This is a genomic window from Desulfovibrio ferrophilus, assembly GCF_003966735.1.
Classification (GTDB): Bacteria; Desulfobacterota; Desulfovibrionia; order Desulfovibrionales; family Desulfovibrionaceae; genus Desulfovibrio_Q; species Desulfovibrio_Q ferrophilus.
In genome coordinates this window covers 2,098,319-2,125,162 of record NZ_AP017378.1, presented here as the reverse complement: position 1 = coordinate 2,125,162, position 26,844 = coordinate 2,098,319, and the positions used below count along the sequence as shown (strand labels likewise).

The 26,844-nt window shown below is 54.2% G+C and carries 24 protein-coding genes; 20 read left to right on the top strand and 4 right to left on the bottom strand.

Translation table 11 applies throughout. The features are described from left to right. The first annotated feature begins 2 nt into the window (after window positions 1-2). From EL361_RS09890 to EL361_RS09845, 10 genes are all read left to right on the top strand, one after another. Window positions 3-1,226, top strand: a complete 1,224-nt coding sequence (locus EL361_RS09890) for a type II secretion system F family protein (protein WP_126379038.1) — start codon at window positions 3-5, stop codon at window positions 1,224-1,226. A 19-nt stretch (window positions 1,227-1,245) separates the two neighbouring features. After that, on the top strand, window positions 1,246-1,755 hold the full coding sequence (locus EL361_RS09885; protein ID WP_126379036.1) for a hypothetical protein: 510 nt from the start codon (window positions 1,246-1,248) through the stop codon (window positions 1,753-1,755). A gap of 33 nt (window positions 1,756-1,788) precedes the next feature. Further along, window positions 1,789-3,462: a hypothetical protein gene (locus EL361_RS17195; protein ID WP_197723430.1), complete on the top strand. Its 1,674-nt coding sequence runs from the start codon at window positions 1,789-1,791 to the stop codon at window positions 3,460-3,462. Continuing rightward, complete coding sequence (locus EL361_RS09875; protein ID WP_126379034.1) at window positions 3,463-4,110, top strand: hypothetical protein; 648 nt, start codon at window positions 3,463-3,465, stop codon at window positions 4,108-4,110. Between the two features lie 94 nt (window positions 4,111-4,204). After that, window positions 4,205-5,803: a pilus (MSHA type) biogenesis protein MshL gene (mshL, locus tag EL361_RS09870; protein WP_172961707.1), complete on the top strand. Its 1,599-nt coding sequence runs from the start codon at window positions 4,205-4,207 to the stop codon at window positions 5,801-5,803. A gap of 122 nt (window positions 5,804-5,925) precedes the next feature. After that, window positions 5,926-6,615, top strand: coding sequence for a tetratricopeptide repeat protein (locus EL361_RS09865; protein WP_126379030.1), 690 nt, complete (start codon window positions 5,926-5,928; stop codon window positions 6,613-6,615). Window positions 6,616-6,775: 160 nt separating this feature from the next. Then, window positions 6,776-9,283 carry an HD domain-containing phosphohydrolase gene (locus EL361_RS09860; RefSeq protein ID WP_232034752.1) on the top strand — a complete coding sequence of 836 codons (2,508 nt, stop codon included), beginning with the start codon at window positions 6,776-6,778 and terminating at the stop codon, window positions 9,281-9,283. Between the two features lie 73 nt (window positions 9,284-9,356). Continuing rightward, window positions 9,357-10,565 (top strand): cyclic nucleotide-binding domain-containing protein, encoded by a 1,209-nt coding sequence (locus tag EL361_RS09855; protein ID WP_126379026.1) that lies wholly within the window; start codon window positions 9,357-9,359, stop codon window positions 10,563-10,565. After that, window positions 10,562-11,365, top strand: a complete 804-nt coding sequence (locus EL361_RS09850) for a motility protein A (RefSeq protein ID WP_126379024.1) — start codon at window positions 10,562-10,564, stop codon at window positions 11,363-11,365. Before EL361_RS09855 ends, EL361_RS09850 begins: the two co-directional genes overlap by 4 nt. Next, entirely contained in the window at window positions 11,365-12,060 is a 696-nt protein-coding gene (locus EL361_RS09845; RefSeq protein ID WP_126379022.1) for an OmpA/MotB family protein, read from the top strand. The genes EL361_RS09850 and EL361_RS09845 overlap by 1 nt, the downstream gene beginning before the upstream one ends. A gap of 111 nt (window positions 12,061-12,171) precedes the next feature. On the opposite strand, the gene EL361_RS09840 is transcribed toward EL361_RS09845, so the two are convergent. Next, on the bottom strand, window positions 12,172-13,257 hold the full coding sequence (locus EL361_RS09840) for a tetratricopeptide repeat protein (protein ID WP_126379020.1): 1,086 nt from the start codon (window positions 13,255-13,257) through the stop codon (window positions 12,172-12,174). Window positions 13,258-13,468: 211 nt separating this feature from the next. Between EL361_RS09840 and EL361_RS09835 the strand changes: the two genes are divergently transcribed. The 8 genes from EL361_RS09835 (at window position 13,469) to EL361_RS09800 (ending at window position 20,899) form a co-directional block, all read left to right on the top strand. Next, window positions 13,469-14,071 carry a TetR/AcrR family transcriptional regulator gene (locus tag EL361_RS09835; RefSeq protein WP_126379018.1) on the top strand — a complete coding sequence of 201 codons (603 nt, stop codon included), beginning with the start codon at window positions 13,469-13,471 and terminating at the stop codon, window positions 14,069-14,071. Window positions 14,072-14,151: 80 nt separating this feature from the next. Continuing rightward, entirely contained in the window at window positions 14,152-14,667 is a 516-nt protein-coding gene (locus tag EL361_RS09830; RefSeq protein WP_126379017.1) for a carboxymuconolactone decarboxylase family protein, read from the top strand. Between the two features lie 371 nt (window positions 14,668-15,038). Beyond that, on the top strand, window positions 15,039-16,019 hold the full coding sequence (gene fliM, locus EL361_RS09825) for a flagellar motor switch protein FliM (RefSeq protein WP_126379014.1): 981 nt from the start codon (window positions 15,039-15,041) through the stop codon (window positions 16,017-16,019). A gap of 473 nt (window positions 16,020-16,492) precedes the next feature. Next, the gene (locus tag EL361_RS09820; protein ID WP_172961706.1) at window positions 16,493-17,770 is read left to right on the top strand and encodes a lysozyme inhibitor LprI family protein; all 1,278 of its coding nucleotides are present in this window, start codon (window positions 16,493-16,495) and stop codon (window positions 17,768-17,770) included. 98 nt (window positions 17,771-17,868) lie between these two features. After that, the gene (locus EL361_RS09815) at window positions 17,869-18,825 is read left to right on the top strand and encodes a metal ABC transporter solute-binding protein, Zn/Mn family (protein ID WP_126379010.1); all 957 of its coding nucleotides are present in this window, start codon (window positions 17,869-17,871) and stop codon (window positions 18,823-18,825) included. 1 nt (window position 18,826) lies between these two features. After that, window positions 18,827-19,666 (top strand): metal ABC transporter ATP-binding protein, encoded by an 840-nt coding sequence (locus tag EL361_RS09810; RefSeq protein ID WP_126379008.1) that lies wholly within the window; start codon window positions 18,827-18,829, stop codon window positions 19,664-19,666. Continuing rightward, entirely contained in the window at window positions 19,659-20,480 is an 822-nt protein-coding gene (locus EL361_RS09805) for a metal ABC transporter permease (protein WP_126381405.1), read from the top strand. Before EL361_RS09810 ends, EL361_RS09805 begins: the two co-directional genes overlap by 8 nt. Continuing rightward, window positions 20,477-20,899 carry a Fur family transcriptional regulator gene (locus tag EL361_RS09800; protein ID WP_126379006.1) on the top strand — a complete coding sequence of 141 codons (423 nt, stop codon included), beginning with the start codon at window positions 20,477-20,479 and terminating at the stop codon, window positions 20,897-20,899. The genes EL361_RS09805 and EL361_RS09800 overlap by 4 nt, the downstream gene beginning before the upstream one ends. A 143-nt stretch (window positions 20,900-21,042) precedes the next feature. Here the strand turns inward: EL361_RS09800 and EL361_RS09795 are convergent, their stop codons facing one another. Together EL361_RS09795 and EL361_RS09790 are read right to left on the bottom strand one after the other, a co-directional pair. Next, window positions 21,043-22,170 (bottom strand): sensor histidine kinase, encoded by a 1,128-nt coding sequence (locus tag EL361_RS09795; protein ID WP_126379004.1) that lies wholly within the window; start codon window positions 22,168-22,170, stop codon window positions 21,043-21,045. A gap of 122 nt (window positions 22,171-22,292) precedes the next feature. After that, the gene (locus EL361_RS09790; RefSeq protein WP_126379002.1) at window positions 22,293-22,922 is read right to left on the bottom strand and encodes a class I SAM-dependent methyltransferase; all 630 of its coding nucleotides are present in this window, start codon (window positions 22,920-22,922) and stop codon (window positions 22,293-22,295) included. Window positions 22,923-23,182: 260 nt separating this feature from the next. On the opposite strand from EL361_RS09790, the gene EL361_RS09785 reads away from it, so the two are divergent. Next, window positions 23,183-24,604 (top strand): alpha/beta hydrolase family protein, encoded by a 1,422-nt coding sequence (locus EL361_RS09785; RefSeq protein WP_126379000.1) that lies wholly within the window; start codon window positions 23,183-23,185, stop codon window positions 24,602-24,604. Here EL361_RS09785 and EL361_RS09780 read toward each other — a convergent pair. Further along, window positions 24,601-26,127, bottom strand: a complete 1,527-nt coding sequence (locus EL361_RS09780) for a sigma-54 interaction domain-containing protein (protein ID WP_126378998.1) — start codon at window positions 26,125-26,127, stop codon at window positions 24,601-24,603. The genes EL361_RS09785 and EL361_RS09780 overlap by 4 nt on opposite strands. A gap of 344 nt (window positions 26,128-26,471) precedes the next feature. On the opposite strand from EL361_RS09780, the gene EL361_RS09775 reads away from it, so the two are divergent. Further along, on the top strand, window positions 26,472-26,837 hold the full coding sequence (locus EL361_RS09775) for a hypothetical protein (protein ID WP_126378996.1): 366 nt from the start codon (window positions 26,472-26,474) through the stop codon (window positions 26,835-26,837). Window positions 26,838-26,844: the final 7 nt, after the last annotated feature.

Genomic DNA, 26,844 nt, shown 5'->3' with positions numbered 1-26,844 from the left:
CAATGCCCATTTTTCGATTCAAGCTGCTGACCTCCGCAGGAAAGGTCGACCGAGGGGTGGTGGAACTGCCGTTTACGGACAATTCCCCTGCCATTCGATATCTGGAACGCCAGGGTGGCGTCGTTATTGATATCAAACGCTTTGGTCCTTTCATGTCTTGGCTGACAAAGTTGGCCACTCAGGGTTTTTCCCGGGTCAAGCGTCCGGAATTGGCTGAATTCTTCAATAATATGGCAATGCTGCTAGGGGCTGGTGTCCCGGTTATGTCTGCCATGGACGAGATCATGCAGGAAATCAAGAATCCGATGCTCCTGATGACACTCAAGTTCATGCGGACTGACATTGAAGGTGGTCAAACCTTTGGTGAGGCATTGTCCAGGCATCCCAAGGTTTTCAATCCATTGGTGCAGTACATGTGCCGTATTGGTGAGGAAACCGGTATGTTGGATCAGATGGCCAAAAAGTCTGCCGAGCATCTCGAGAATATCGAAGAGATTATTGGCGGAACCAAACGGGCGCTGATTTACCCAGCCTTTATCTTCGCGGTGGTCGTTGGAGCCTGCTTCTTCTGGTTCTATTTTGTTGTGCCCAAGATCACTAAGCTGTTTGTTGATATGGGGGTTGCCATCCCCACAGCAACCAAGATCATCATTTGGATTTCCAACTGGTTCCAGTTGTATTTTGGCTGGACTCTGATTGGAGTTATCGGAACGATTTTCTTCATGGGGTATGTCCGGCGAAACAGCACGCGTGTTCGTTATATCATGGATGTAATTCTTCTCAGGGTGCCTATCTTCTCGACAATCATCGAGACATCGATCATTGCCCGTATCACCGAATATTTGGGTATTCTTATCGGGGCCGGAGTCGGTGTGGTGCGCACTCTCGAGATTATTACGGATTCGATGAGCAACCTTGTCTACAAAGGACGTTTGATTCTGGTTCAGGACAGCGTGAAAAACGGCAACCCCTTGTCCGATTCTTTGAAGTCGGCCGAGGCGTTGCATCCTTTTGCTGTACGAATGGTTTCAGTTGGTGAGCAGACAGGCCGCATCGAGGAGCAGACCGAGTATGTGGCCAAGTTGTATAGAGACAAACTTTCGGCTCTGGTTGAGGTACTTGGAAAGACTCTTGAACCCGCAATGTTGGTGTTCATGGGAGTGGTTTTCGGTGCTATCTTCGCAGGGCTCATGCTGCCGATCTACGATATGATCGGCAAACTGTGATAAGGGGGAAGACTCAATCATGCGTTGGCTCATCAGTATCCTGATCAGCGTGGCATTCGCCGCAGGGATCATTTTGTATTACCAGATGTTTATCGATTTCAAGGCTGGTCAAGCCGAGATTGAGATTCTCAATCAGGAAATGCAGGATTATCAGAAGTTGGCCGAGTTGTACCAGGACCAGGAAGAGCAGGTCGTCATTGTTAATGCTCTGTGGAATGACATTAAAGAGGCGAAGCTCGAACCTGACAATTGGTTGAGCTATCCGCTGACCATGGGCAAAACCCTTGAATGGCGAGATGTGGAGAAGATGATGCTTCTTGCCACCAACAAGGATCAGGACGGCAACTACTGGTTCCGGCCGAACCAATTGCGAATTTCAAGAGTTGTTGTTGTTCCGGACAAAGGCACCAAGGGTGAAGACGTAGAAACGGGCACTGCGCCGGGCTCTGCTGATCTTGAGCAAAAAAATTCCATTCAGATGTATGACTTGGACATGTCGGGAACGTTCCTGATTCCCAAGACGAATTAGCGCCCCAATAGAAAACGTGGAGCGGGATGCGATATGACTGAAGAAAAGAAAGATACCGAGCTGATCCCTGAAGAAGTTCAGGGGGACAATGGGCAAGTCGAGGTTCCTGAGTTGGAGCTTGAAGACGTGTCCTGGGAGCTTGATAGTGCCGCTGAACCAGCAGCCGAAGAGGTTCCGGCGCCACCAGTGCCCGAACCGGAAATGGTTGAGGCTCAAGAGCCTGTTGAGATGGTTGAGCCGGAACCTGAGACTACCCAAGAGCCCGAACCTGAGCCCGTGCCCGAACCCGAGCCTGAGCCAGCGCCCGAGCCGGTGGCAGAGTCTGAACCCGAGCTTGTTCAAGATATGTACGCTGACGAAGCTGATGCTGATTATACAGATCAGTGGGGATGGCGAATTCTCAAATCCTCTGTGACTCCCTTTGTTTTTGACTACAACAATCAGAAACATATGGTCTCCAGCCGTGGGATCGAGTGGATAGAGGATGTGAGCTCGATGGGGCGGTACTTCACCTACCTCATCGACTATCCCGATTCACCGGGTATGGGGCTTTTGACCCTTTCCACTGAGGCCAAATACGCCGATGTTCTTGCGCGCAAGAATCTTGAAGAACTTGGTGAGTTGAATACAGAAGGCGTGTTGCAGGTTTACTCCAAGCGTAAGCTTGAGGGCGGCCAGATCAGTGTCTTTTATGAAATTCTTCCAAGAGACAAACACGTTGGGCTCTCAGAGGTCTACAATAGCTATAATCATGGCTTTGTCGTCTCCGACACAGTCTCTTTGCTTTATGGGCTGCTTAAGAAGCAGGGCAAAGGGGCACACGCCATGGCCTTGCACCTTCCTGGTGCCATTATCCTGGTAGCAGGAAAGAATGGCAATGTGCACTTGGCCCGGCGTTATTCACTGATTGGCGATGATGCGCAGGCGCTTAATGAGGGTATTTTTGCCCTGGAGCAAGACCTTGTCGCTCTTGAGAAGAATATCGGACAGCGCATTAGTCATGTCGATTGGATTGAAGGCCTGACATGGACGCTTAATCTGGCTCGGCCGGATGTTGATATTCCGCTGGTTCCCTATCCGCTGCATGAGTTTGCCATGGATGGAGAACAGGTTTGGTCGGCGTTGCCTTCGGCCGTCTCCAAGGCTTCCTTGGCAGCCGCCATTGGCCCCAAAGAGGAACTGTATCTCCGGCCTCTTGAAATGGCGGAGAAGTGGATGTGGGCCGTATTCCTGGCCTTGGCCATTGTTGCCGGAGTTGGATTCTACTCCATGCAAGGCATTACGGAGGGAGTTCGGGCAAGATCTCAGGACATGAAAAATAAAATGAAGGTTGCAGAGGCTGAAATCCGGTCTCGGGCTGTGAATGTGGAGTTTGATGATGTCGGTCCGGCCATGCAGTTGGCAAAGGACTTTAGCCAAGCAGCACTGTATCCGCCATTTGGTGAGCTGTGGAACTATATGGCATCCATTCGTCCAGCCTATATGAGGGTGGATGGCCTTGAGTTTGGATACGGAAAGGATGGTGTCACAATTCGCCTGGAAGGTCAGGTCGAGATGGACATTACCGTCGCCCAGCAAGGATTTACGAAGTTTATCGAGAATCTTGAGCAGGAAGGCTTCAAGGTGGTGAGTCAGGAGGTCAATCTTGACCTTGAGGGGAACTATTATTCCCTTGATGCACTCTGGCCTGTGAAGAAGGGGGAGTAAATGCATCCCGGTAGAAGGAATATCCTCATCCGTTGGATTGGTTATGTCTTGGTGATTGTTGTCACGGCAGGCTGGATCTACATGGATGAGCCTCAGAGGCCTAGGGTTAAGTCTGACATACTGAAAAGGCTTGCTCCTAAGACGTTGAATGTGCCTTCAAATGAGGTCACAGATGCTATCCAGGCAGCTATTCTGGTTTCCAAGAAAAAGGTGGCCACGTTTGGGTCGGTGGAAAAAATCGATCCGACGTTGATCGTGCTCGATGCAGCTTCTCTTGATGCGAAGCGCGACTCTTTGAATGTGACTACGATTTTTCTTGGCCCACCGGACAAGTTCGCTGTTCTAGGGGGAAAAATCTATAAGCTGGGTGATGTGCTTCCTGATGGACGCATGGTTAAGGGAATAGATGCCGAAGGTGTTAACCTTGCCTTGGGAGATACGGTTGACCGCATGCCTTGGATTCATCCTTTCAGGGTGGAACTGACTGGTGGACCGAAAAGCAGGGAAAGGGAGCAGTCGGCTGACGGTGAAGGAGAAGATGGCACGACTGGTGAACAGGGCTCTCAGGATGTCAATCTCCAGAATCTGCCATCGGATCTTAGCCCGGACCAAGCCTTGGATATTTTGCAGCAGATTGGGAAGCAATAACCTTTGCACGTAACCCCCGGAAAGCGGGGCGAGGTCGGATATGCTACATCAACCGCCTCACAGAGGGGAAGGAAGGGTGAAAAAGGGACACGTCATGCGCAGGTCAATCGTTTTTCTTGGACTTTTTGTGATGTCACTGGGCCTTGCCGCCTGTCAGAATCCGGGCAAAATGCTTGAGAGTGAGCTCGAATACGATTCGCTCTACAAGCAATTGCGCAAAGAGGACGAGCAGTTCGTCAAAATGCGCGCCATGGAGCAGCAGATTGAGCAGTCCCAGAACGAGGTCGATGACCTCATTGAACCGGTACTGCCTGCTTACAATCCGCTGGAGGATACGACGATATCCATCAGCGTACAGCAGGAAACCATTCACAATATTCTGTACATCGTGGCGCGTAACTCCGGCCTGAACCTGGTCATTGAGCCGGGTATCGAACTGGATAAACGCGTAACGATCAGCTTTGAGGATGCATCCAGTGCTCTGGTTGTCGAGAAATTGCTGCAGGCCTATGATCTGGCCTGGGAAGTGACGGAAAATATTCTGTACGTGCAGCAGTTTGCAGAGCAGACCTTTAAGTTGGACTTCGTTAATGCGCAAACCGAGGTTGAAACCAATTCTGGTGGCGATATCTTTGGCAGTGCCTTAACTGGGTCTGGTGATTTGGCTGGACAGTTCTCCATGTCTACGGCCATGGGGGGCGAATTCGATGATGCATCTCTGTATGGACAGATATTGCAAAGCGTAGACTCGATTCTGTCTGAGGAAAGTGCTTTTGGAGAGCAGACTGCGGCAGGTGATGAACCTGAAAACCCTGGTTACTTTGCCTTGGACCCGTTGACCGGAACTTTGTACGTCCGTTCTTCTCCTGGTAAAATCAAGGCTGTTGCCAAGCTGCTTAACAACTTGAAGTCCAAGCTCTCGAAGCAGGTTGTCATCGATGCCCGAATCATGGAAGTTCGTCTTTCGGATAACTTCCAGTTTGGTATCGACTTTAACTGGGTCGCTGAGCGCATGTCGCTTGGTGATGGTACGACCACCCTGTCGCTCCTTCAGCGCGGGTCCACGGCGATTGGTGCCCGGACTTTTGCGGACAATCAGACCGTAGCCACGGTTACCGGGTTTACCCGAGGTGATGATTCCTTCAACGCTGCCATCGAAGCTATGCAAACGTTTGGTGGTGTAAAGGTTGTGGCAAACCCGCACGTTCGTGCCAAGCATGCTCAGCCTGCGCTGTTCACTTCCGGCAGTTCCTATCAGTATGTCTCGGAAATCAGCCGCGATGTGGATGACACAGGTGCTATTACATACACCACAACGACAGCTAACGTGTTTGACGGTGTCATGCTTGGTGTCATGGCTTACATCAGTGATGATGATAAGATCGACATGCAGATCTTCCCCATCAAGAGTGAGGTTGAAACTGCTAGTCTTGAACTGGTGGAAGTGACCAATGCCGGTGATAAGATCACGCTGCCTCAGGTTGACGTGAAAACGGTCAATACAACTGTGCGGGTAAAAGACGGAGATACTATCATTCTTGGTGGTTTGATCGACAAATCAACCAGCAAGTCTGACAATGGCATTCCTGTCATGTCTGACATCCCTGTGCTGGGATGGCTGTTCAAGACCAGGACGGACAATGATGCAGTTCGCGAACTGGTTATTGTCATGCAAGTCAGGGTGGTGAAATGAGTGTTATCTACCGAAGTCTTCAACAATTGAAGAAGGAGGAGGCCGGGAAAGCTCCTCGGTCAACTCCTCAGGCTGTGGCGCCCAGAACAAGCAAGCTTATTGCCAGGGCAGCTGTATTCCTTTTGATCTTGACCGTCCTTGTCGGTTCCGGTGTCTTCTTTATCCAACAGGAAGTGCAGAAGATACCAATTCCGGTTGCTCCAGATATGCCTCTGGCTAAATCCCAAACCATGCAGGGACGTCAGCAGGCAGTGGATCTGATCATGGAAGGTAAGGTTGGCGAAGCGGAATCTGAGACTGTGGAGCAGGCTCAGCTTGCACCTAAGCCTCGACCGGCTCCAATCGTGCGCCAGCGTTTGTATCGCGACGTGCAGAAGCAGGATCGCAAGATTGACCTGAGCAAGCCCACCAAGGCGTTGGAAACGCACTTTGCGCAGAAGGCCCGCAAGAACGAGAACGTTTTGGCGCTGGAGCGGAAATTGGTTCAGGCTTCGAAGTCGGGTGATCTGACCCAGTCCAAACAGCTCTTGTCTTCCATGTCCGTTGAAATCGGCAAGAAGGAAAGTGCTTCCAAGTATAAATGGGAAGGGTATCTGGCTCTTCAGGAGAAACGCTACGCAGATGCGGAGAATTTCTTCCGTCGTGCAGTGGCTATTCGAACAACGGATTATGTTAGTAACATCAACTTGGTATATGCCCTGCTTGGGCAGGGTAAGCGACAGGACGCTGTTCGAATTTATCGTCAGCTGATTGATCGCTACCCCATGAATGAACGTGTGCAGAAACTGGGCAAGAGCCTGGGCGAACTGTAGACTCGTTCATCATACACCCTCTGTGACGTGCCCTAACCGGGCCGGAGTTTCCCTCTCCGGCCCGGTTTTTTATTGGTATTTGCGGAGTGGTGATGTTTTGGTATATTCAATGGGGATGTTATCAGGCGCAGTGCGTCGAACTCATAACAAGGCGAATTCAATGGGCGATGATGAAAAGCAGGGGCAAGGAACCACTCCGCCGGAGAAACCCGTGGCGTGTGTCCCTGGAACCCGCGTGGATCGGCTTTCAGCCTTTCAACTCTATCACCTGAATAAGTATGCCGAGATCGGCATGGCGCTGTCTGGTGAGGCAAACGTCAATCGTTTGCTTGAAATGATCATTCATGAAGCGCGCGCCATTACCGACGCTGATGCAGGCACGCTGTATCTCGTCAACGAGGACGCGACCCATCTGGATTTTGTCATCCTCCAGAATGATACGATGAATACCCGTATGGGTGGTACCTCGGGAGTGGAGATCAACCTGCCTCCGGTCCCCTTGATGGTAGATGGGAAAGCCAACCGATCGAATGTCTCGTCGCATGTCGCACTGACTGGTGAGATCGTTAATATCGCCGATGTCTATGAATCCGAGGAATTCGATTTTACCGGTCCCCGTAAATATGATGAAGCCACTGGCTATCGTTCAAAATCCATGCTGGTTATTCCCATGCGAAACCATGAGAACGACATAATTGGTGTACTTCAGCTTCTGAATGCTCAGGATATCGCTGCGGGCGGCTGCATAACCGAGTTCTCTGATGACCGGGTGGTGCTGGTCGCCTCCCTGGCCTCACAGGCGGCAGCAGCCCTGACCAAAACGCGTTTGATTAAGGACCTGAAGGACCTCTTTTACGCCTTCATCAAGAGCATCGCTAACGCCATTGAAGAAAAGTCCCCGTATACCGGTGGTCATATTAACCGCGTGGTGGACATCTCCATGATGATTGCCCGCAGGATCAATGAAATTGATGATGGTCCATTCTCGGAAGTACATTTCAACGAGGATGAACTGGAGGAGCTCAAGCTCTCGGCTTGGCTGCATGATATTGGCAAGATCATCACTCCCGAATGGGTTGTGGACAAGGCCTCCAAGCTCCAAACCATCTACGATCGTGCGGAGCTGGTTGCCCTGCGTTTCGATTTGATCTCCAAATGTATTGAAACAGAGTGTCTGGCCTCCAAGGCAGAGCAGTTAGCGTTGGGTGCTGGGCCGCAAGCTCTAGCTGAGACGGATGCTCGGTGTGCCGATGCTCTGCAGGAGCTTTCAGAAGAGCGCGCTTTCGTGATGTCGTGCAACGAACCTGGCGAGTTCATGAGTGACGAGCGCATCGAGCGGCTCAAGGGTATTGCGACCAAGACCTATGAGGTGAATGGGGAAGAGCGCCCCTATTTGACCGAGAATGAGCTTTTGAACCTGTGCATCCGCAAGGGAACCCTCACTGGCAGTGAGCGGGAGATCATCGAGGATCATGCGTCCATGACGGGAACCATGCTTTCCGAACTTCCGTTCCCCAAGAAATTGTCGCGTGTACCGGAATATGCCAGCAGCCATCATGAGAAACTGGACGGCTCGGGCTATCCCCAAGGTCTCAAGGACGATGATCTGCCTCTGCAGGCCCGCATCATGGCTGTGGCCGACATCTTTGAAGCCCTCACGGCCAAGGATCGGCCTTACAAGAAGCCCATGCCGCTATCTCAGGCCGTCAAAATTCTCGGGTTCATGAAAAAGGATCGGCATATTGATCCAGAAGTTCACGATTTGTTTCTGTCATCAGGGCTGTTCAGAGAATACGCCGAAATGGAACTCAACCCGGATCAGTTCGATGAAGTCGATGTCCCACCGGATCTGACCATGCGCACGGTCTTGATTGCCGGGGTGGGAGACTTTGAAGCATTGACCGAGCGGCTATTGACCTGGGGTGCTGATCTGGAGCTGGAGCCATCCTTGGGCAAGGCCGAATTGGCAACAATCGAGGCCTATGGCACCTGCAAGCCTTACCGCATCGTCTTTATCCCTGCTGATGACCAGGGCTGGAAGCTGGTTAGTCAATTGGTGGATAACGAAGGTTTTCCCATGCATAGCCTGGTGATGTTTTCGGATGCGCCCGACGACGAGGATAGGCTGTATGCACAGACCTTGGGCTTGGCTGGCGTCATCGCATTGCCCGCACAGGAGCAGGAGCTCAGTGCCGTGGCCTTCTCCATCGTTAACGGGCATCGGTACAGCGAGGGGGTTAACCCCGCCCTGTGCCTGATGGGCAAGGCGCGCCTGCGTGCGAAGAACGAGGATGGCGGACCGTCCATTCTGGTGGTGGATGATTCCGCGAATACCAGAATGTTGGTCAAATACTATCTGGCGGACAAGCACTATAGGTTGGCCTTTGCCGAAAATGGGCGAGGCGGGGTGGAGGCCTATACCAAGAGCCATTTCGATATGGTGATTATGGGCACCCATCTGACGGGTATGGATGGCTTTGCGGCGGCCCGGGCCATTCGCAACTGGGAAGGCGAAAGCAAGACTCAGCCCGTTCCCTTATTGGCCATTACTGCTCACTATATTCCAGACGATGGTCAGCGAAGTTTGGACGCGGGATATACTGACTATATCGAGCGTCCATTTACCAAGCCCAAGTTGCTCAAGCTGGTGGAACAATATATACGTTAGCGATGGGCGGAATAGGTTTGCCCTTACGTATTGCGCTATTTCCGGAACCTGATTTCATACCGAGGCCGCGCTGATGGATTTCAATTCCGATACAAAGTACAAGACTCTGCACAAGGGTCAGGTGATCTTCAAGGAAGACCAGAAAAGTTCCGTGGCCTATATGCTCAAGACAGGCCGTATCAGTCTGTATCGTATTCTCAACAACAAGAAAGTGGTGCTGGCGGAAGTGACACCCGGGCAGATCTTCGGAGAGGAAGGGCTGCTCGGCGGGGGAACGCGTATTGCCAATGCAGTGGCCGAGGAGCCTTGCGAGATCATTGTTATGGACCGGGACACGTTCCAGGCTATGCTCCTGAAGAGCCCTGCGCCGATCCAGCGTCTGGCCCGTTTTCTGATTGAGCAGGTCCGTGCGGTGAACAGGCGCGTAGCGGAAAGCAGCACGGGGAATGTCTTTCTGTCCGTGTGTGGGATTTTGGAGATGATGTACAAGGCTCACATCCATTCCCCTAAGAGCGGTGGCAAGGCAGGGCAGACTTCCGGCTTGTCCTATGCGGAGTTCTCGCGCACCGCCAAGGATATCCTGCTGGTGACCCAGCTTGAAATTGACGAGGTTGTGACCCGCTTGCGCAAGTTGAAGATTATTGACGTGAATGATGTGCGCAAGGCCGTGATGAAGAAGGACGCCCTGGGTCGATCCCGCAAGACGTCCGATTTTCTGAAGGATCGTACCCTCACCATTCCAGACCTTGCTAAGTTCATGAGCGTGGCCCGTAACCTGTCTCAGGAAATGCCCGCAGACAAGGCCCCGTTTACCCAGTGTTTGGAGTTTATCGATATCTATGAATTTGCCGAGCTTGTCGAGTCCAAGCCCGAGACGATCTACAAGAAGATGAGCTACAAGGAGATTCCGGAAACCTATTTCTTCATGCACAAGCCGACTGTTGAGGCATGGGTCGGGGAAGTGGGTACCGAATTTTTCCAGCGGGTCAAGAAGAAACGCGTCAAGCTTGAAGATCTGGAGACCGTCAACGACATCGTTTATGTGGACAATGCGGCCCTACAGGACTGCTTCTCTTCCCTGGGATTTCACAAGGTGGCCATTCTGGCTTCCATGGCCGGTGACGAGGCGCGCAGTCGCATCTTCTCGAATCTCTCCAAGAAGATGTCCAAGATCGTTCAGGAGCAGGCCATGTCCATCGAGAATCTCGATGAGATGGAAGCCGCAGATGCCGAGGACGAACTCATCGAGACCATCAAGCGCATCAAGGGGCTCATCAAGTGAACGTCGCCACAATTATCGGCATCCTGTTCGGCATGGGCGTGTTGGGGTTCGCAACTTTTTTTGCTACATCCAGCGTTGCCGTCTTTTTGAACTTACCTGGCTTGGCCATCGTGCTGGGCGGGACCGCCGCTGCGACTTTCATTTGCTATCCTATGCGTGAGGTCGCGCGCGTGTTCCAGCTGTTCCTCATCGCCCTGGGGCGAGAGGAGTTGCCCATGGGCGAATACGTCAACGCCCTGGTGCGTCTGGCCAAGGATTCGTCCACCAAGGGTAAGGTTCATCTGGAGAAGCAAATTCCTGGTATTGATAACGAATTTTTGCATGACGCCATTCAGATGGTGGTGGATGGATACTCGCGCGAGGAAATTGCAGAGATTCTGGATACCCGTATTCAGCAGACCTACGAGCAGGAGATGTCCTCGGCGGGCATCTATCGCACCATGTCTCGGCTCTCACCGGCCTTCGGGATTATCGGAACGCTCATTGGGCTGATTGCAATGATGCAGGCCATGGGCAGTAATCTTGGCGAAATCGGACCGGCCATGGCCACGGCCCTGACCACGACCTTGTACGGTATCCTGCTGGCCAATATGGTCTTTTTACCCATTGCCGTGAAGGTCGAGAAGCGCATTGAAGAGCGGGTGATTCTGATGTCGCTGGTGCGCGATGGCACGCTGTTTATCAAGGACAAGGCTCCGGCTGCCATTGTTCTTGATAAGCTCAAGGCCTATCTGCCACCGCGTCGATGGAGCACCATCACGGTCATGAAGAGCGTGGGCAAGCCTCGGAGAAAGGCCTGATGCCCGGTCCGGTCAAGTTCAAGCGCACCGAGCGCGAGCAGGGCGGGGCGTGGGAATTGTCCTTCGCGGACATGATGACGCTGATTCTTTGTTTTTTTATTCTCATGGTCACGGTGTCTGAGGTGAACCGTGAGCAGTACGAGGTGGTGGCCGAGTCGTTGGGCGAGGCCATGGGGACCAAGGCTCCGGAACCGGAAGCGCCCATGATTCCGGCGGAGTGGCGCCAAAGGCTCAAGAGTATGGAGGACGTCCGGCATGAAATTACTGCGCGTACCCGCCATGCTTCAGATGCTCTGTCCCTGGAGATGCGTCCCAATGCTGTGGCGGTAAACCTGCGGGGAGCAGTGTTCTTCGAATTGGGCAGCGCGGAGTTGACCCCCACGGCCCTTGAGATTCTGGCCGACATTGCGCCGCCGCTGATGGGTATCCCCTATCGCATGACGGTGGAAGGTCACACCGACAACATCCCGATCAAGTCTTCGGCATTTCCATCGAATTGGGAGTTGTCAGCCGCACGGGCCTCTGCCGTGGCACGCTATTTCATTGATCACGGTTTTCCTCGTGATCATGTTCAGGTCATGGGACTGGCAGATACACGTCCCAAGCGCCCCAATATGGATATTCACGGGAACGCCATAGCCGAGAATCAGGCTCAGAACAGACGTATTGTGATTCTAGTTGAGCCGATGGAGTAGAGTTTGCCCTGAAATTTTCAGTTTTTGGTACAAAGAAAGAAGGCTTCGCAGATTAGCGAAGCCTTTTTTTGTGGGCGAGCAGGTGTCTTGCCGAGTCGTCGGGTAAAAGAATCAGATGTCTTTGATGGTCTCGGCTCTTTTGGTGTCCTGGGCAGCGGAGATAGGCTCGCCAGAGGGCGGTGACCAGGGTCTGCCCGTGACTTCCTTGTAGAATTTGGCTGCCTCGGGAAAATGCGGATTAATATCCAAAGAGAGTTTCAGGTCCTGTTGGGCCTTTTTGCGCTCGCCCATATAGAAGTAGGCCTTTGAAATATTGAAGTAGATGTTCTCGTCTTTCGGAGTGATCTCCAAGGCTCGGCGGTAGGCCCGAACCGCACCGGGATAGTCACCGGCTCGACGCAATCGGACACCCAGAGTGTTGTATGGATTGGGAGCCTTGGTATCGTGCTTGAGAATCTCGATGAAGATGGTTTTGGCCTGTTCCAGCCGATCGAACTGGGCGTGAACCTCGGCGGCCTTTTGCAGGTAGCCCTTGAAGCGGTCCAGATTGCCCTTGCCCTTGTAGGCTTCGGCCAGTCCCTGATAGGCCTCGGCGAAAAGATCGTTGATCTTGAGCGCCTTGTTGAAAGAGATGATCGCCTTGCCGTACTTTTGGCGGATCAAATAGTCGCAGCCCATGTCGTAGTATTTTTGGGCCTCGTCCTGCAGCGAAAGTATTTCTTCGAATTCTTCAATTGCGTCATCAAAGTCGCCCTGATCCACCATGTCCTGAGCGTGTTTGAGTTGTTCAACTTCGATTTCGGAGAAGCGTTGCAACTGCACTGCCATCATCAGGTGGCGTTCAAGGGTTTCTTCTGAATATGGGCGAAGGACGTAGCCCGTGCAACCGGCGGCGATGGAGTCCAGCACAGCATTCTTCTGGTTCTCCACCGTGACCATGATAATGGGCGTCATGCGGTGCCGGGGCATCTGGCGGATAATCCGCATGAATTTGCAACCGTCCATGTCGTCAAGGTTGGAGTCGCAGATGATGCAGTCCACATCTTGGTTGGCAAGGAATCCTGCGCCCTCTCCACCAGAAGAAAAGCCCATGATCGTCTTGGGGCGAAGCCGTTTGATGTTCAGCTTGTCCCTGCGTAGATGATCTTCCTGGCCGGAGACGACGCAGATGGTTTTGAATTCGTGCGCTTGGTCCATATGTCTATTTTGCGTTTCCCGAATGATGAGGTCAACTTAATTGTACGCGACAGTGATATTTTGGCAACCCCGAGCACTTGTGGTTGTACAGAGGGAGCAATTTCAGATTGCCGAGCCGGGGGGGAGGCAAGGATCGTATTCATTTTGCAGGGATCATTGTCAGGATCTCCTTGTTTGACATTCACTAGACGACTGGTCTAATGAATGCCAAATGAAGACTCAAAAGCAGGGAACCCGCGAACGCATTATTGAGGCCGGCGCGCGGATCATTCACAAAAATGGCTTCAACAACACGGGGCTCAAGGAGATCCTTGATGCCGCTGATATTCCCAAGGGCTCCTTCTATTTCTATTTCAAGAATAAGGAGGATTTCGGGCTTCAGGTTGTGGACCATTATGTGGCGCATTTTGGGCAAATGGCTATGGAGATTCTTGCCGGGACCGACGGCTCGCCTCTGATGCGGTTCAGAGTGCTTCATGAAAAGTTTCGAGATTTTTATCAGGCTCAGGAATGTTCTCTCGGATGCCCTGTGGGCAACCTGGCGCAAGAGATGGGGGACTTGAGTCCCGCCTTTCGCAAGCGTTTGTCGAACGCCATTGACGGCATGGCTAGCATGTACTGCTCTGTGCTGGCAGAGGCACAACAAGCAGGGGCGCTCGACCCTGCCTTGGATGTGCGCGAGGTTTCCTATTTCCTTGTGTCCGGCTGGCACGGTGCCTTGGTGCGCATGAAGGTGACCAAGGATATCGAGCCACTGAACCTGTTCATGCGCATGGCCTTTGAGCGGGTGCTGGGCGTTCCGTTGCCCGAGTAGCGCGTCGGTCTTCTTTTATTTTTTTGGAGCAAAGATAGACGACCGGTCTATTATTAATAGTGAGCAACGAGGAGAAAGAAATGTTTGCGATCGAACACATGTCCCCCGAGCAAGCCACCGGAACCGTGGCCGAGATCTATGGCTTGTTTCCCGAAGAAATCGGTGTCCCGGTGCCGTTGCAGTTACTGAGTGCCAGCCCCCATCTGCTGGAAGTGCATGGTGGATTCATCCGCTATTATAAAAATCACAAGACTCTTGGTTTTCCTCTTTTACCTGCCTTGCGGTATCTGGTGGCGAGTCGCGAAGGTTATGAGTATTGCATTGATTTCAATGGGGGAATGCTCAAGCGTCATGGCATGAGCGCGGATGAATTGCAGGCCATTGCCACGAACCCCGCCCAGCTACCGTTGGAGCCCAAGGACGTAGCTATGCTGGAGTTCGTGACCAAATCCCTGGATGCCCCTTCGGAAATCGGAGAGGCGGATGTGGACATTCTTAAGGAGCACGGCTGGGCAGAAAGCGATGCTCTGGATGCGCTGATTCATGCCAGCCTCATGTTTGCCTACGGTGCTGCGTTCAGGGCTTTTTCCAAATAGTTTCATATTACACCGTGTTCCGACGGCGTCCCACATGGGGACGCCGTCGGAACACCGACACCCCGTATTTCTTTGTCCGTGCCATGCGAGTGCCTAATTGCCTTGGCTTCCTTGGCCTGCAGCATAAATCTCGTGGTCCCGGCTCTTTGGCTTCCATTTTGCAATAACTTGTGAGTTGAACGGTTTTGTTGCCAAATGGCGCAGGGCCGGGTTACAGGTGAGCTGGCGGGGCGTTCCCCGTAAGACGCGGAAATCCGCGGATGTAACGCCTTGGGGCATAGGGTATTTCGAAGAGGTTTCGAAAACCGGAAATGCAGCCCGCAACGGCAGATACTGCCGCATGGGCATGAATTGCGCAGGAAGGCGAATCCATGAGTAAGATTCTTGATCAGGACGAAGTTGATGCGTTGCTTCGTGGTCTCTCCGGGGGCGAAATAGAAGCAGAGGCGGATATTCCGGAGGATGACTCCGGGGTAGTCTCCTTTGACCTGGCCAACCAGGATCGTATCATTCGTGGTCGTATGCCGGTCCTTGAGATCGTCAACGATCGTTTTGCTCGTTTGTGCACCAATGCTCTGGCCAACGCCATGCGCAAGCGCGTTGACCTGAACCCCATTTCCATCGACATGTCCAAATTCGGGGACTTCATGCGTTCCCTGCCCGTTCCCACCTCCATCAATATTTTCAAGATGGACCCCCTGCGTGGTAACGCGCTGCTGGTGGTGGACTCGCGCTTGGTCTTTGCATTGGTTGAAAATTTCTTCGGCGGTGCGGGGAGTCAGCCCAAGGTCGAGGGGCGTGATTTCACCCCCATTGAGCAGGCCATTGTGGATCGTGTGGTCAAGATCGCCTTGGCCAACATGGAAGACGCTTGGCGACCTGTGCACGAAGTGCATATCGAGTTGACCCGCTCCGAGATTAACCCCCAGTTTGCAGCCATTGTTCCGCCTTCGGATGTGGTCATTGTCGTGACCTTCGAGGTTGAGCTGGAAAATGCCATTGGTTCGCTCATTGCCTGCTTGCCGTACGCCACTCTCGAACCCATTCGCTCCAAGCTGCATGCTTCTTTCCAGTCCGAACGACTGGAAGTGGACCATGCCTGGATTGCCCGATTCAAGGAACGCCTGCTGGAAACTCCGGTGGAGATGGTCATTGAACTGGGGCAGGCCAAGATTACAGGCCGCCAGCTTTTGAATCTGGAAATCGGCGATATCCTGCTCCTGGATACCGACACCGAGGAACTACTGGAGGCCGAGGTGGAAGGCGTCCGGAAATTCTATGGTCTTCCCGGTACGGTCAAGGGCAGCAAGGCCTTCCAGGTCGTGCGTGAAGAAGAACCCCGTTACACCTAAGAAAAGGGTTCTTCGCGCCCCCTTGCCGCTATTCGCGCGGCGTTGATTACCCAGTTCTGCTCTATGCGGGTTCCCTACTGTTTCTTGTCGCCGCTCACTCGACAGGAGTTTCCCCTCTCTTTGTCAGGCTGTATTGCCATAGCGCTGCTATGGCTTTTTCGGTTTCGTTGCACTGAATATCCATTCCTATGCTTTTTGGCATGACCGGTGATGTTCGCAATCCTTTTCAAATCAGTAGACAGGCTTCAACACTGCTCAAGTGTGTTGTTTTATCCCGATCCTTTTGACGCTCCGTTAATGCCATGGTGCAAGCCGATGAAAGTCATTGTGTTAGTCGCGACGTGTGACAGGCGCTGAAGATATCCTGGTAAAAATTGCTGCTTTACCGTGCCGTGAAGGCTGAGCGGAGTCACTTTATTGATGGGCAGACTTTCAATTTCATGCGTGCTGTGGCAAGAGTGTGGAATATGAAGATGTTGCGACTTTTAATGTGTTTTGTCTGGTTCGGAGTGGTGGTGCAGGTCATGCCCGCATCGGCACAAACCAAGGATAACTCATCCAGCAGGGTTTCCGGTCTGGTGGACTGCGGTGGAGAGTTGTCTCCGGCTGACAGGATGCACTGCGAGAATGTGCAACTGGATGCTGCGGATGATGATCTGAACAGGATTTATCGTACGCTGATGGAGGTCCTGGACAAGGATGCCAGGGCTATGCTCCTTGATGGGCAACGGGGTTGGCTCAAGTATCGCGACAAGAATTTTGAACTGTTTTCTTCCGCCGCTTCACCTGGTGGGCAGCAGGGGATGGCTGAGCAGATCCATATCCTGCGTGAGTTGACCGAAGCCCGCGTCCGTGAGTTGGAGAATCTGTACCGTCTGTTCCAGAACAGTGGACTGCTGGCCGTTGCCCCCGATGCCGTGGCTTTGGAGGACGAGCCCGCTCCGCACTCTGATACTGCTACGGATTTGGAAGCTGGTGACCCCATTGAGTTTGTTGACACCGGGACGGTTCCAGAGACCTCTCAACCCGAGGGGGCCTTTTCTGGCAGCGAATCCGATGAGGCAGGGCAGGATACTGCCGGGGAGAATGGTGTCCCTATCACGCCCGAAAAGCCGCGAGGCCGGATTATACTCAACGGCAAGGTCGTTCAACTGCCTGGGACCATACAGCCTGATCCCGAGGGGAAGCTTGTCGTCATCGAGCCATCAAGCCCTACAGATCGATCTGCTCCCGCCGAACAACCCAAACCAGCTGAGTCAGCCGCCTCTGAAGACCTCACAGTGATGATTGAGCAGGAGCCTGTCTCCCCACTCCTCCCTGCTGCTCCTGAGGTTTCCGAGGCTGAGGACTCAGTGGTTCCCAAGACTGAAGTCAAGAGTCAGGCCGGTCTCAAAAAACTGTTGGGTAGGCACCCTCTACGCCTGCAGTGGCTTTCCGGGGACCCCATTGGAGAAGCCTGGATTGAAGACCGTGGTGGCGTCTACTGGTTGTCCGGCTCCCAGGGCAGAGAAGGGCACGAGCTACTCATCGATGGGCGTATTTCCACTGTGCGCAAGGATAATTTTACGTTCCATGGGACGGTCACAACAACCCTTGGCTTCCTGAATGAGGGCAAGCCCTGTGTGCGACAGGGACGGATGTGGTTCGTGCGCAAGGATGGGCGGCCCTTCTGGCGTTTGCAGTCCATCACCAACCCCTGTAGCGGGGTCAGTGACTATATCGATATCTATGTCGATTTCTCCGGGGAATGATAGCTCCTGGCTTTTCGTTCAGAATGGGGAAGCTGTTGACATAAAATGCAACTGAGTTGCATTATGGTTTGTCTGACAGCTAGGCAGGAGAGGTTCTTGTGCGAAAAATTATCTGCATATTCATATTGATGGTACTTGTTCCGACCGCGTCTCAGGCCGCAGGGATTCGGGTGTTGGTTTCTATTCCGCCCGCCGCCTGGTTTGTCCGGCAGGTTGCTGGCGATTTGGCCGAGGTGCAGGTGATGATACCAGCCGGGGCCAGTCCTCATGCCTATGAGCCCAAGCCCAGGCAGATGACGGCCGTGGCACGGGCTGACCTGTATCTGGCTATCGGCGGGGAATTCGAGGATTCCTGGCTTCCGAGATTCAGAGGGGTGAATCCGGAGTTGGTGGTGCATCGTTTGGACGCAGGCATCGTCAAACTGCCAATGACCGAGCATGGTCATGGTGAGGGCGAAGCTCACGGGGGCGATCACGGCAAGCAACCAACCAAGCGACCAACAGGGCACGAGGGCAAGTCTCATGTGCAGGTGCACCAGGAGGTGCTTGAGCCCCATCAGGGGCTGGATCCGCATATCTGGTTGTCCCCCCGGCTTGCCACTATCATCGTCGACAACGTGCGGGAGGCCATGTCCGAGGCTGACCCGATGCACGCCGCACAGTATGCGGCAAACACAGAGCGGGTGCTTGCCACAATTGCGTCATTGCAGCGCGAACTGGCACCATTGTTCAGGGATTTGCCCTCAAACAGGTTTCTTGTGTTCCATCCTTCGTGGGGATATTTCGCGCGTGAATTCGGGTTGGGGCAGATTCCCATCGAGGTTCAGGGGCGCGAGCCCAGCCCTCGGGAATTGCACGATCTTGTGCAGGAGGCCTTGGAACATGGCGTTCGCGCCGTTTTCGTGCAGCCACAGATGTCGCGTCGAACCGCACAGATCGTGGCCGATGAATTGGATGGGCGTGTGGTGCTGGCTGATCCGTTGGCCGAGGACTGGGATGCCAACCTGCGTCGCGTTGCTCGAGAGCTGGCCGCTGCCATGAAGGAGGAACGCTGAAATGTCTGAACCGGTCATAGAAGTTCGGGATCTTGATTTTGGTTATGAAGGTGGCCCTGCGATTCTGCAGGGAGCGCACCTGACGGTCCGGCGAGGGGAATATGTTGCTGTACTGGGGCCCAACGGCGGAGGCAAGAGTACTCTGATCAAACTGTTGCTGGGGATTCTGGAGCCGGAGGCCGGGACCATCCGCGTTCTGGGCAAGACTCCAGCCAAGGTTGCCGGGCGCTTGGGCTATATGCCGCAGTATTCAGGGATTGGGCGTGAGCTCCCGGCGCGGGTTATCGATATGGCCCTGATGGGCCTCCTTGATGGTACCAGTCGTTGGTTCCACTGGACTCGGGATGAACGCCGGCGGGCTGAACGCGCCTTGGACAGGGTGGGGATGTTGTCCCTGAAGGATCGACGGATTACCAGGCTTTCCGGCGGGCAGCGCCAAAGGGCTCTTATTGCTCGGGCACTGGTCTCGGACCCGGAGATTTTGTTTCTGGATGAACCCACCGCCAGCGTGGATGCAGAGGGCCGCTGTGCCCTGTTGGAATTGCTGGCCGAATTGAATCGGGAAGTGACCATCGTCTATGTGAGCCATGATCTTTCCGTGGTTGCCAGTGGTGCGCATTCCGTGGCCTGCGTCAATGGCAGCGTGCATTTTCATCCGCGCCCGGAGATTACCCGCGAGATGCTGACCATGATGTATGGCGACAAGCATACCTGCCCGGTGGAAGTGTTCACCCATGGGGATGTGCCGCACCGTGTCGTGCCGCACCACGGCGCACCGGGATGTTGCCCGGACCGTGAAGGCCATGGAGCCCCATCCGATGGAGGTCATGATCATGATTGAGGCTCTGTCTTACGAATTCATGCGTAACGCCCTGTATGCCGGATTGCTGGCCAGTGTGGTCTGCGGGGTGATTGGTACGCTGGTGGTGGTCAACCGTATCGTTTTTTTGGCAGGAGCCGTGGCTCATGCCGCCTATGGCGGTGTCGGGCTGGCCTATTTTCTGGGCTGGCCGGTCTTGCCGTGCACGGTGGGATTCTCGGTGGCCGCAGGTGGACTCATGGCTGGGGCCACGGCCAAGGGTATGGACAAGGCCGATCGCTTTATTGGTGCGTTGTGGGCTGGTGGAATGGCGTTGGGTATTCTGCTTCTTGACTTCACACCGGGCTACAACGTGGATTTGATGAGCTTTTTGTTTGGCAGCATCATGGCCGTTCCGCGGGCCGACATCTGGATGATGCTTGCTCTTGATGTTTTGATCATTGTGCTGGTCCTGTACTTCTACAAGGACTTCATGGCGTTGTCCTTTGACCGTGAATTTGCCGCAACGCGCGGGATTCCGGTCCTGATGCTGCATTTTCTGATGCTGGCCATGGTGGGTGCCTCTGTGGTCATGGTCATTAGGGTGGTGGGATTGATCCTGGTGATTGCCCTGCTGACGATTCCTTCGAGCATTGCTCTGTCTCGTGCCCGATCCTTGGGTGGCATGATGGCCTTGTCTACGGTGTTGGCGGCAGTATTCTGCATGATTGGTCTGGCCCTAGCCTATGCCCTGAATCTGACTTCCGGCGCGGCGATCATCAGCGTCGCTGTTGTGGGGCAGGCTCTGGATGCCCTCTGGCGCAAGGTGGCCCATAGCGGGGAGGGCGAAGCATGAGAGGTGAAGACCTGCTTCGCGATTCGGGGCTGAGGGCCACATCCATTCGTGTTCGTGTGCTGGAGGCCGTCGTGGATGCCTCTGGTGCATTGGCTCAGGCGGAAATCCTGGATCGTGTGCAGGAACAGGGCGATGCGGACCGGGTCAGCGTCTATCGCGCTCTGGATGCGTTGGTTGAACGGCATCTGGTGGTGCGGACCTCGGGGCCGGATAGAAGCTATCGATATTGCTCGGGAGATGCTGGCGCATGTGCACATAGCCATTTTTATTGTAGCCGCTGCGGAGCCATGCGTTGCCTGCCACCTGGGGCCTTTACCCTGGATTCGGACCTGTTGCCCGAGGATTCCGTTGTAGACCGTATCGAGATGCGTGTGGAGGGGCTTTGCGGTGATTGCCGCATGAAGAAAACCCACGAGTAGTTTACGGCGCGTGAAAAGCCTGTTCTGCCGGGATGAGGGCTTTCGGATTGGAACAGGCGATACGGAATGCGTGAAGGCGCTCCGCACCCGGGGTGCGGGAGCGCATCTGCCTGAGGGAGCGGCCGGGGAGGGCGATCGGCGGATTACAGGGGAAATGTGATGATAAACGTGGTCCCGCTGGTAAAGTCTTCCTGGATTTCGCCGCGCAGTTGTCCCACGAGGTTGACTACGAGCTGCATGCCCAGGGTTTCGGTCTGCCGGTAGTCCAGCCCTTGAGGGAAGCCGATTCCATCGTCACTGACCTTGAGCTGGACGCCACCTTCGAGTTGTCGAAGGGAGAGACAGATGGTTCCGGTGGCCCGGTCCGTGAACGCGTGCTTCATGGAATTGGTGAGCAATTCGTTGACCAGCAGGCTGCACGGGATGGCTGAATCCACGGGAATGAAGATTTGCTCGAGGTCGAGGTCAAGGCGCACCTTGCGGTTCTGATCGCGATAGGTCTGCATCAGGGCCTTGGTGATAGTCTCCAGATAATTCTTGTAGTCAATGCGCGCCAAATCGCCGGATTGGTAGAGCTTCTCATGGACCAGTGCCATGGACCGAACCCTGTCACGGCTTTGCATGAACAGTTCCCGTTGGCCCGGGTCCTCGATCTGTTGAGATTGGAGGTACAGCAGGCTGGAAATGATCTGCAGGTTGTTTTTCACTCTGTGGTGGATTTCCTTGAGCATAACCTCCTTTTCATCCAAGGATTTTCTGATTTGTTCCTGGGCACGTTCGCGCTCGGTGACTTCCTGCTCAAGTCTCTGGTTGGCTGCGGTCAATTCGGCTGTGCGGCGGGCAACTTCCGATTCCAGATGGGTCTGGTACTGATCGCGCTGTTGGAGCAGTTCGGCTCGCTCCAGGGCCTTGACTACGGCATGTTCCAGCACTGCCATGTCCTGAATGGGCTTGGTCACATAGTCCCAGGCTCCCAGACGCAAGGCCTCGATGGCGTCGTGGAGCACGCCGGTTCCAGAGACGACAATGATGGGGGTCAAGGGGCGCTCGCTGGTGACTTTGGCCAGGACATCCAGCCCGTCAACTTCGGGCATGCGCAAATCCACCAGAACCAGATCCGGGTGGGCATTGCGGAATACTTCCAGTCCAACGCGTCCGTTTTCTGCCTGGATGATGGTGTAGCCGCTGTCTTCCAGATAGGCTTCGATGCTTTCACGGATGACTTCTTCGTCATCGATCGAGAGGATTGTGATGCCGTTATTTTGATGCATTGATGTTGCTGGCCTTGAATGTAGTCTCGGTCAAAATTGTCTGAATCGTAGTAGATTGTCTGGCTCGACGTATGGGCGGAACAATAGCCCAAATACATGTTATTGGTCAAAACCAAACAAGACTATTTTAATGTGAGATTGCGAATGCCCAGCATGTGCAGCCATTGTTCACTGCTTCTGCCGGGCCGGTTGTCCGGTGTTGTCCAGGTGCGTTGGAGTGTGAGCAGTTCGCATTGCGTGACGGCCAATTTAAGGCTCGTCTCGTCCTGAAGGCAGACGTAGAGTTGTTCGTCCTTGAAGTATTCACCCTGCCCATGTTTGAACGAGGCAAAGAAGACTCCGGCTGGTTTGAGCGCTGCTGCGAGTCGTTTCAGAATTCCTGGCAACTCTACGGTCGGGACATGCAGAAGCGATGCATTGGCAAAGACCCCATCAAATCTGGGGGGGAAATCCACATCCTGAAATTCAAGGCGTCTGATGTTCAGGTTTGAATGCTGCCGGGCCAGATCGATCATTTTCTGTGAGGCGTCAAAGGCCTCGACCTGGTACCCCATTTCCGCAAAGCGCTTGCTGTCGCGGCCCGATCCGCATCCTGCATCAAGGATGGCCCCGCCCGGGGGAATGCGCGGCAGAAAGGCATCATAGCTATGGGGCAGTTCAATTTCCACCGTTTCATCAAAGAAGGAACGTGCGTGGTCGTCATACCAAGTGGCAGTGTCTGGCGCCGGGTTGTCTTGGATTGGTGAACGCATGCAAACGATTTACACCCCACGGATGGAATGAGCAACCGGAGCATACATTCGGGAGGAGGGCACATGGTTGAGGTCACCTGCCAACCTACTGGAATTTCGAAAGACATTGCACGAGCCGTGGCGCAGGGTCGTAAATGCTGCTATCGTGGATGAGACGGAGGGCTCCTGTGCGCATCCTGTGTGTTTTGATTTCGTTGCTCCTACACATTTCGGTACTCGCAGCCGGGCTTCATTTTGCCTGGCAGTTTCCGATACGTTTGATGGCCGAGGACCCCATCTATCATGTGGGGCTGGTGCGGTTGGATGAGATTCCGCCTCCTGTGCCTCGTGCTGCAGTTCGCCCAGAAGCCCCCTCCTTGCGCGCAGTACCGGATACCGTTGTTCCACAGTCTGTGCCCCCTGCGCCGAAAGCGGTTCCAACATCCAAACCTTCGGCTCCGGCTCCAGCGACACCAAAGCTCGAACCCGTGCCCGAGTCTGTGCCCCCGGCGCTGCCCGCTCCCAAGGTGATCAGTTCTCGCATGAATCCCAACATCGGCCTGTTGGAGCAGATGCGTGATGACCTGCCACCACCTCCACGCCCCGAAGACCTCCCCGTAGCCGTGGAAAAGGACGGTACCGTTTACGTTGCGGGCACCCATGGTTTTGCCACATTTGCCGATACCTTCAATCTTGAGCGCTGCGGGGCGGACACCTTTGAGCCTGAGGATTTTTTTGGTCATTACCGGGTGGGCTCCAGGCGGTTTGTAAGTGTCATCGACGGGTTGGATAAATTTGGTGGATTTCTGTTCTATGATTCGCAAACAGGCATGTTTCGCAAGCTGAAGCAGGTCTCCAACATGATCTTCACCTATGGGCCCAGCTTTAGTCGCGAAGGTCCCGTGGCCGGGTCCGTGACCATCCTGCCCAAGAAGGATCGCTATCAGAATAAATACATCAAGAAGCCCAATCAGTTGATCTGGCTACCCGAGGACCCTCCCATGCGGTATGGGACGCTCATTGAGTTTGCCGAAACGGAATTGAACTTCGATAGCGCAGGGACAACCTTAACGGGAACACTGATTACCCGCCCGGAGGGAGGTCGTGTGCCTGGGGTGGTCCTGACGTTCTGCACGGGGTGCATCCGGCGTGATCAGGCCCGTGGTTTTGCCCAGGCCTTAGCCCTGCACGGGCTCGCTGTGTTGATTTACGATGTGCGCACCTGCGTGGGGCCTCCCGCTCAGGGGGAGGCCGGTCTGCGCGTGTTGGGCGAGGATGCTCTGGCCGCTGTGCGCGCCTTGCGCAGCCGTCCGGAAGTCGATCCCGACCGGGTGGGGCTGTGGGGCAAGGACAACGGAGCCCAAGTGGCCCTGGCTGCGGCGTCCATGGGTGTTGAGGCGGATTTTCTTGTGTTGACCTATGCCCAGGCCGGACCGGTGAATAAGGTGTCTCTGCCACCTCCGCCGAGACCCGGTGGGGTTCTGGTTCCTGCCCTATGGCTGTTCTCGGGAACCCGGCCCAAGACGCTGTGGCGGGAACACATGGCAGCGGTGGAGCACGAACGATCCACGCGCGGGAGGGATTTCAATATCATGGTGCTGCCTGATGAGACCGAACAGGGTGCTCCTGATGCCCCGGCTCTGCAGCCCCTGTCCCTTCGCTATGGTGGACGCGCTGCCCCTTGGATCAAAGGACTGCGTTAATTCGTCTTGCGGATTCCCAGTTTTTTGAGGCGGGAGTCAAACGTGCTGCGCTTGAGCCCCGCTTCGCGAGCTGCGCGGCTGATGACCCAGCGATGTTTTTCCAAAAGGTGGTTGGCATAATCACGTTCCACATTCTCCCAATCCTTCCCGGAGTAAACCGCTTGTGGATCCGGGGGCTGGGTTGTGGGCACGGGGCGACCGAAGGGGCCTTCGGCCAATCCTGCGGCGATGGTTGGGGGCAGGTCAGAGGGGCCAATTTCCGGCCCGTCACAGGAGACGAGCACCAGTTTGACCATGTTCTCCAACTCTCGGATATTGCCCGGCCAGGGATACGCCATCAGCATGGAGAGAGCCTCTGGGGAGACGGGCTTGGGTTCCATGCCCAGCAGGACGGATTCTCGGCGGATGAAGTGTGCGAGGAGATAGGGGATGTCCTCGCTGCGTTCGCACAGAGGCGGAACAGTCACGGGCAGGACGTTCAGGCGGAAGAAGAGGTCCTCGCGGAAGGTCCTTTCGTCGATAGCCAGGCGCAGATCCTTGTTGGTGGCGGAGATGATTCGAACGTCCACTTTTGTTGCCCTGTTGCCACCCAGAGGCTTGATTTCGTTGTCCTGCAACACACGCAGCAGGCTGGCCTGCAAATCCGTGGACATGTCTCCGATTTCATCCAGAAAGACTGTGCCTCCGTTGGCAGCTTCAAATAATCCTTCCTTATCTCTGTATGCACCGGTGAAGGCGCCTTTGCGGTAGCCGAAAAGTTCGCTGGCCAGGAGCGTACGCGGGATGGAACTGCAGTTCTGTACAAGGAAGGGCTTGTTGCAGCGGTTACTCATGCGATGAATTTCGCGGGCCAGAACTTCCTTGCCCACGCCTGATTCGCCAGTGACGAGCACCGGGTAGTCATTGCCTGCATAATTGCGGCAATGATGCAGAGCTTTCTGGAAGCTGGGGCTTGGGCCGGCCACCATGCGCTGGCCCGACATGATCTCGATGGTCTTTTTGAGCTCGCTGTTTTCCTGGGCCTGGGAGGAAAACTCCACGGAGTTGGAGAGGGCGATGGAGCCGATATCCACCAGGTTTTGCAGGAAGTCGAGATACTCCTCGGAAAGGTTCATGCTCCGGCCTCCGGTGCTGGTATCGATGACCTCGATCACGCCGTAGACCGATGAATCCTTGAGAAACAACGGATAGGCCAAAATCAGGGAGCTTTTGACGGCCATGGCCTCTTCCACCTGTTTGAAGTGGCGTTTGTCGCGCCCGGCTTCGGCGATGGTCATTCGGCCATTTTTCATGACCCAGCCAACGATACTTTCCTTGCTCTTGGAGATGGACATCCCTTTGATATTGTCACTCTCTTCACCCACAGCCTCCAGACAGGTGAAGTTGTCGCCGTCACGAACCCAGATGGAGCCCCGCTCGACGTTCTGGAGTTCCAGAAGCAGTAGCAGGAATTTGAGCAGGAGTTGCTGGGGTGAGACTTCACCGGAGAGGAGCTTGAAAAAATTCATGTGTCGGACAGTCATCGTATCTCCGAAGCTGATGAGTGGCAAAGAGATGAAAAGGTGATTCCGATATATCGTTATAATTTTGAAATTTCAAAGGGAAAAATTGTAATAGCAGTGATTGCTCCTTTCAATAGGCTTTGAAGGGGAAGCGAATATGCCAGCGTGTAGCAGGTTTAAAAAAAGTATTGAGATGTTTTGTGCTAGGGAGACAAGAGGTTGTGGATAATTGGTCTGCTCAAGATCTGGTCTGGGGCGATGGGAGGAGGGGCTTGGCATGCCTGTTGCTGGTAATTGTGGATAGAGTCAAAGGCCCTTTGTGGGAAAGAGAAGGACCTGTAGCAATAGGAGAGGGAAGGACCCTTATGAACCTCATCGAGAGATTCCGACTGACCAAGCAATTGCATGACCAGGTGGAGATTTCCGGCGAATCTGTCGATGCCGTGTTGCGATCCTGGAGCGAGAAAGACTATAAATCATTGTGTGATTATATCATGCAGTGCGAAGGTGTTGTTCCCAAGTATGTTGAGCGTTTGGCGGCTTTGACAGGGCTGGAATCCAAGACAGTGGTGATGGAGATCATCGGGGTTCAGTATGCCGGATCGGGTGCAATGAGCGGCGACAACGACTCGCAGGATGACCAACTGTCCGGTGTCTATCTGCCTGAGGATACGCAGGAAAAGGACGCCTTCTTGAAAAGTCTGGTCCAAGACCAGCAGCGTTTTATGTGAAGCCTCA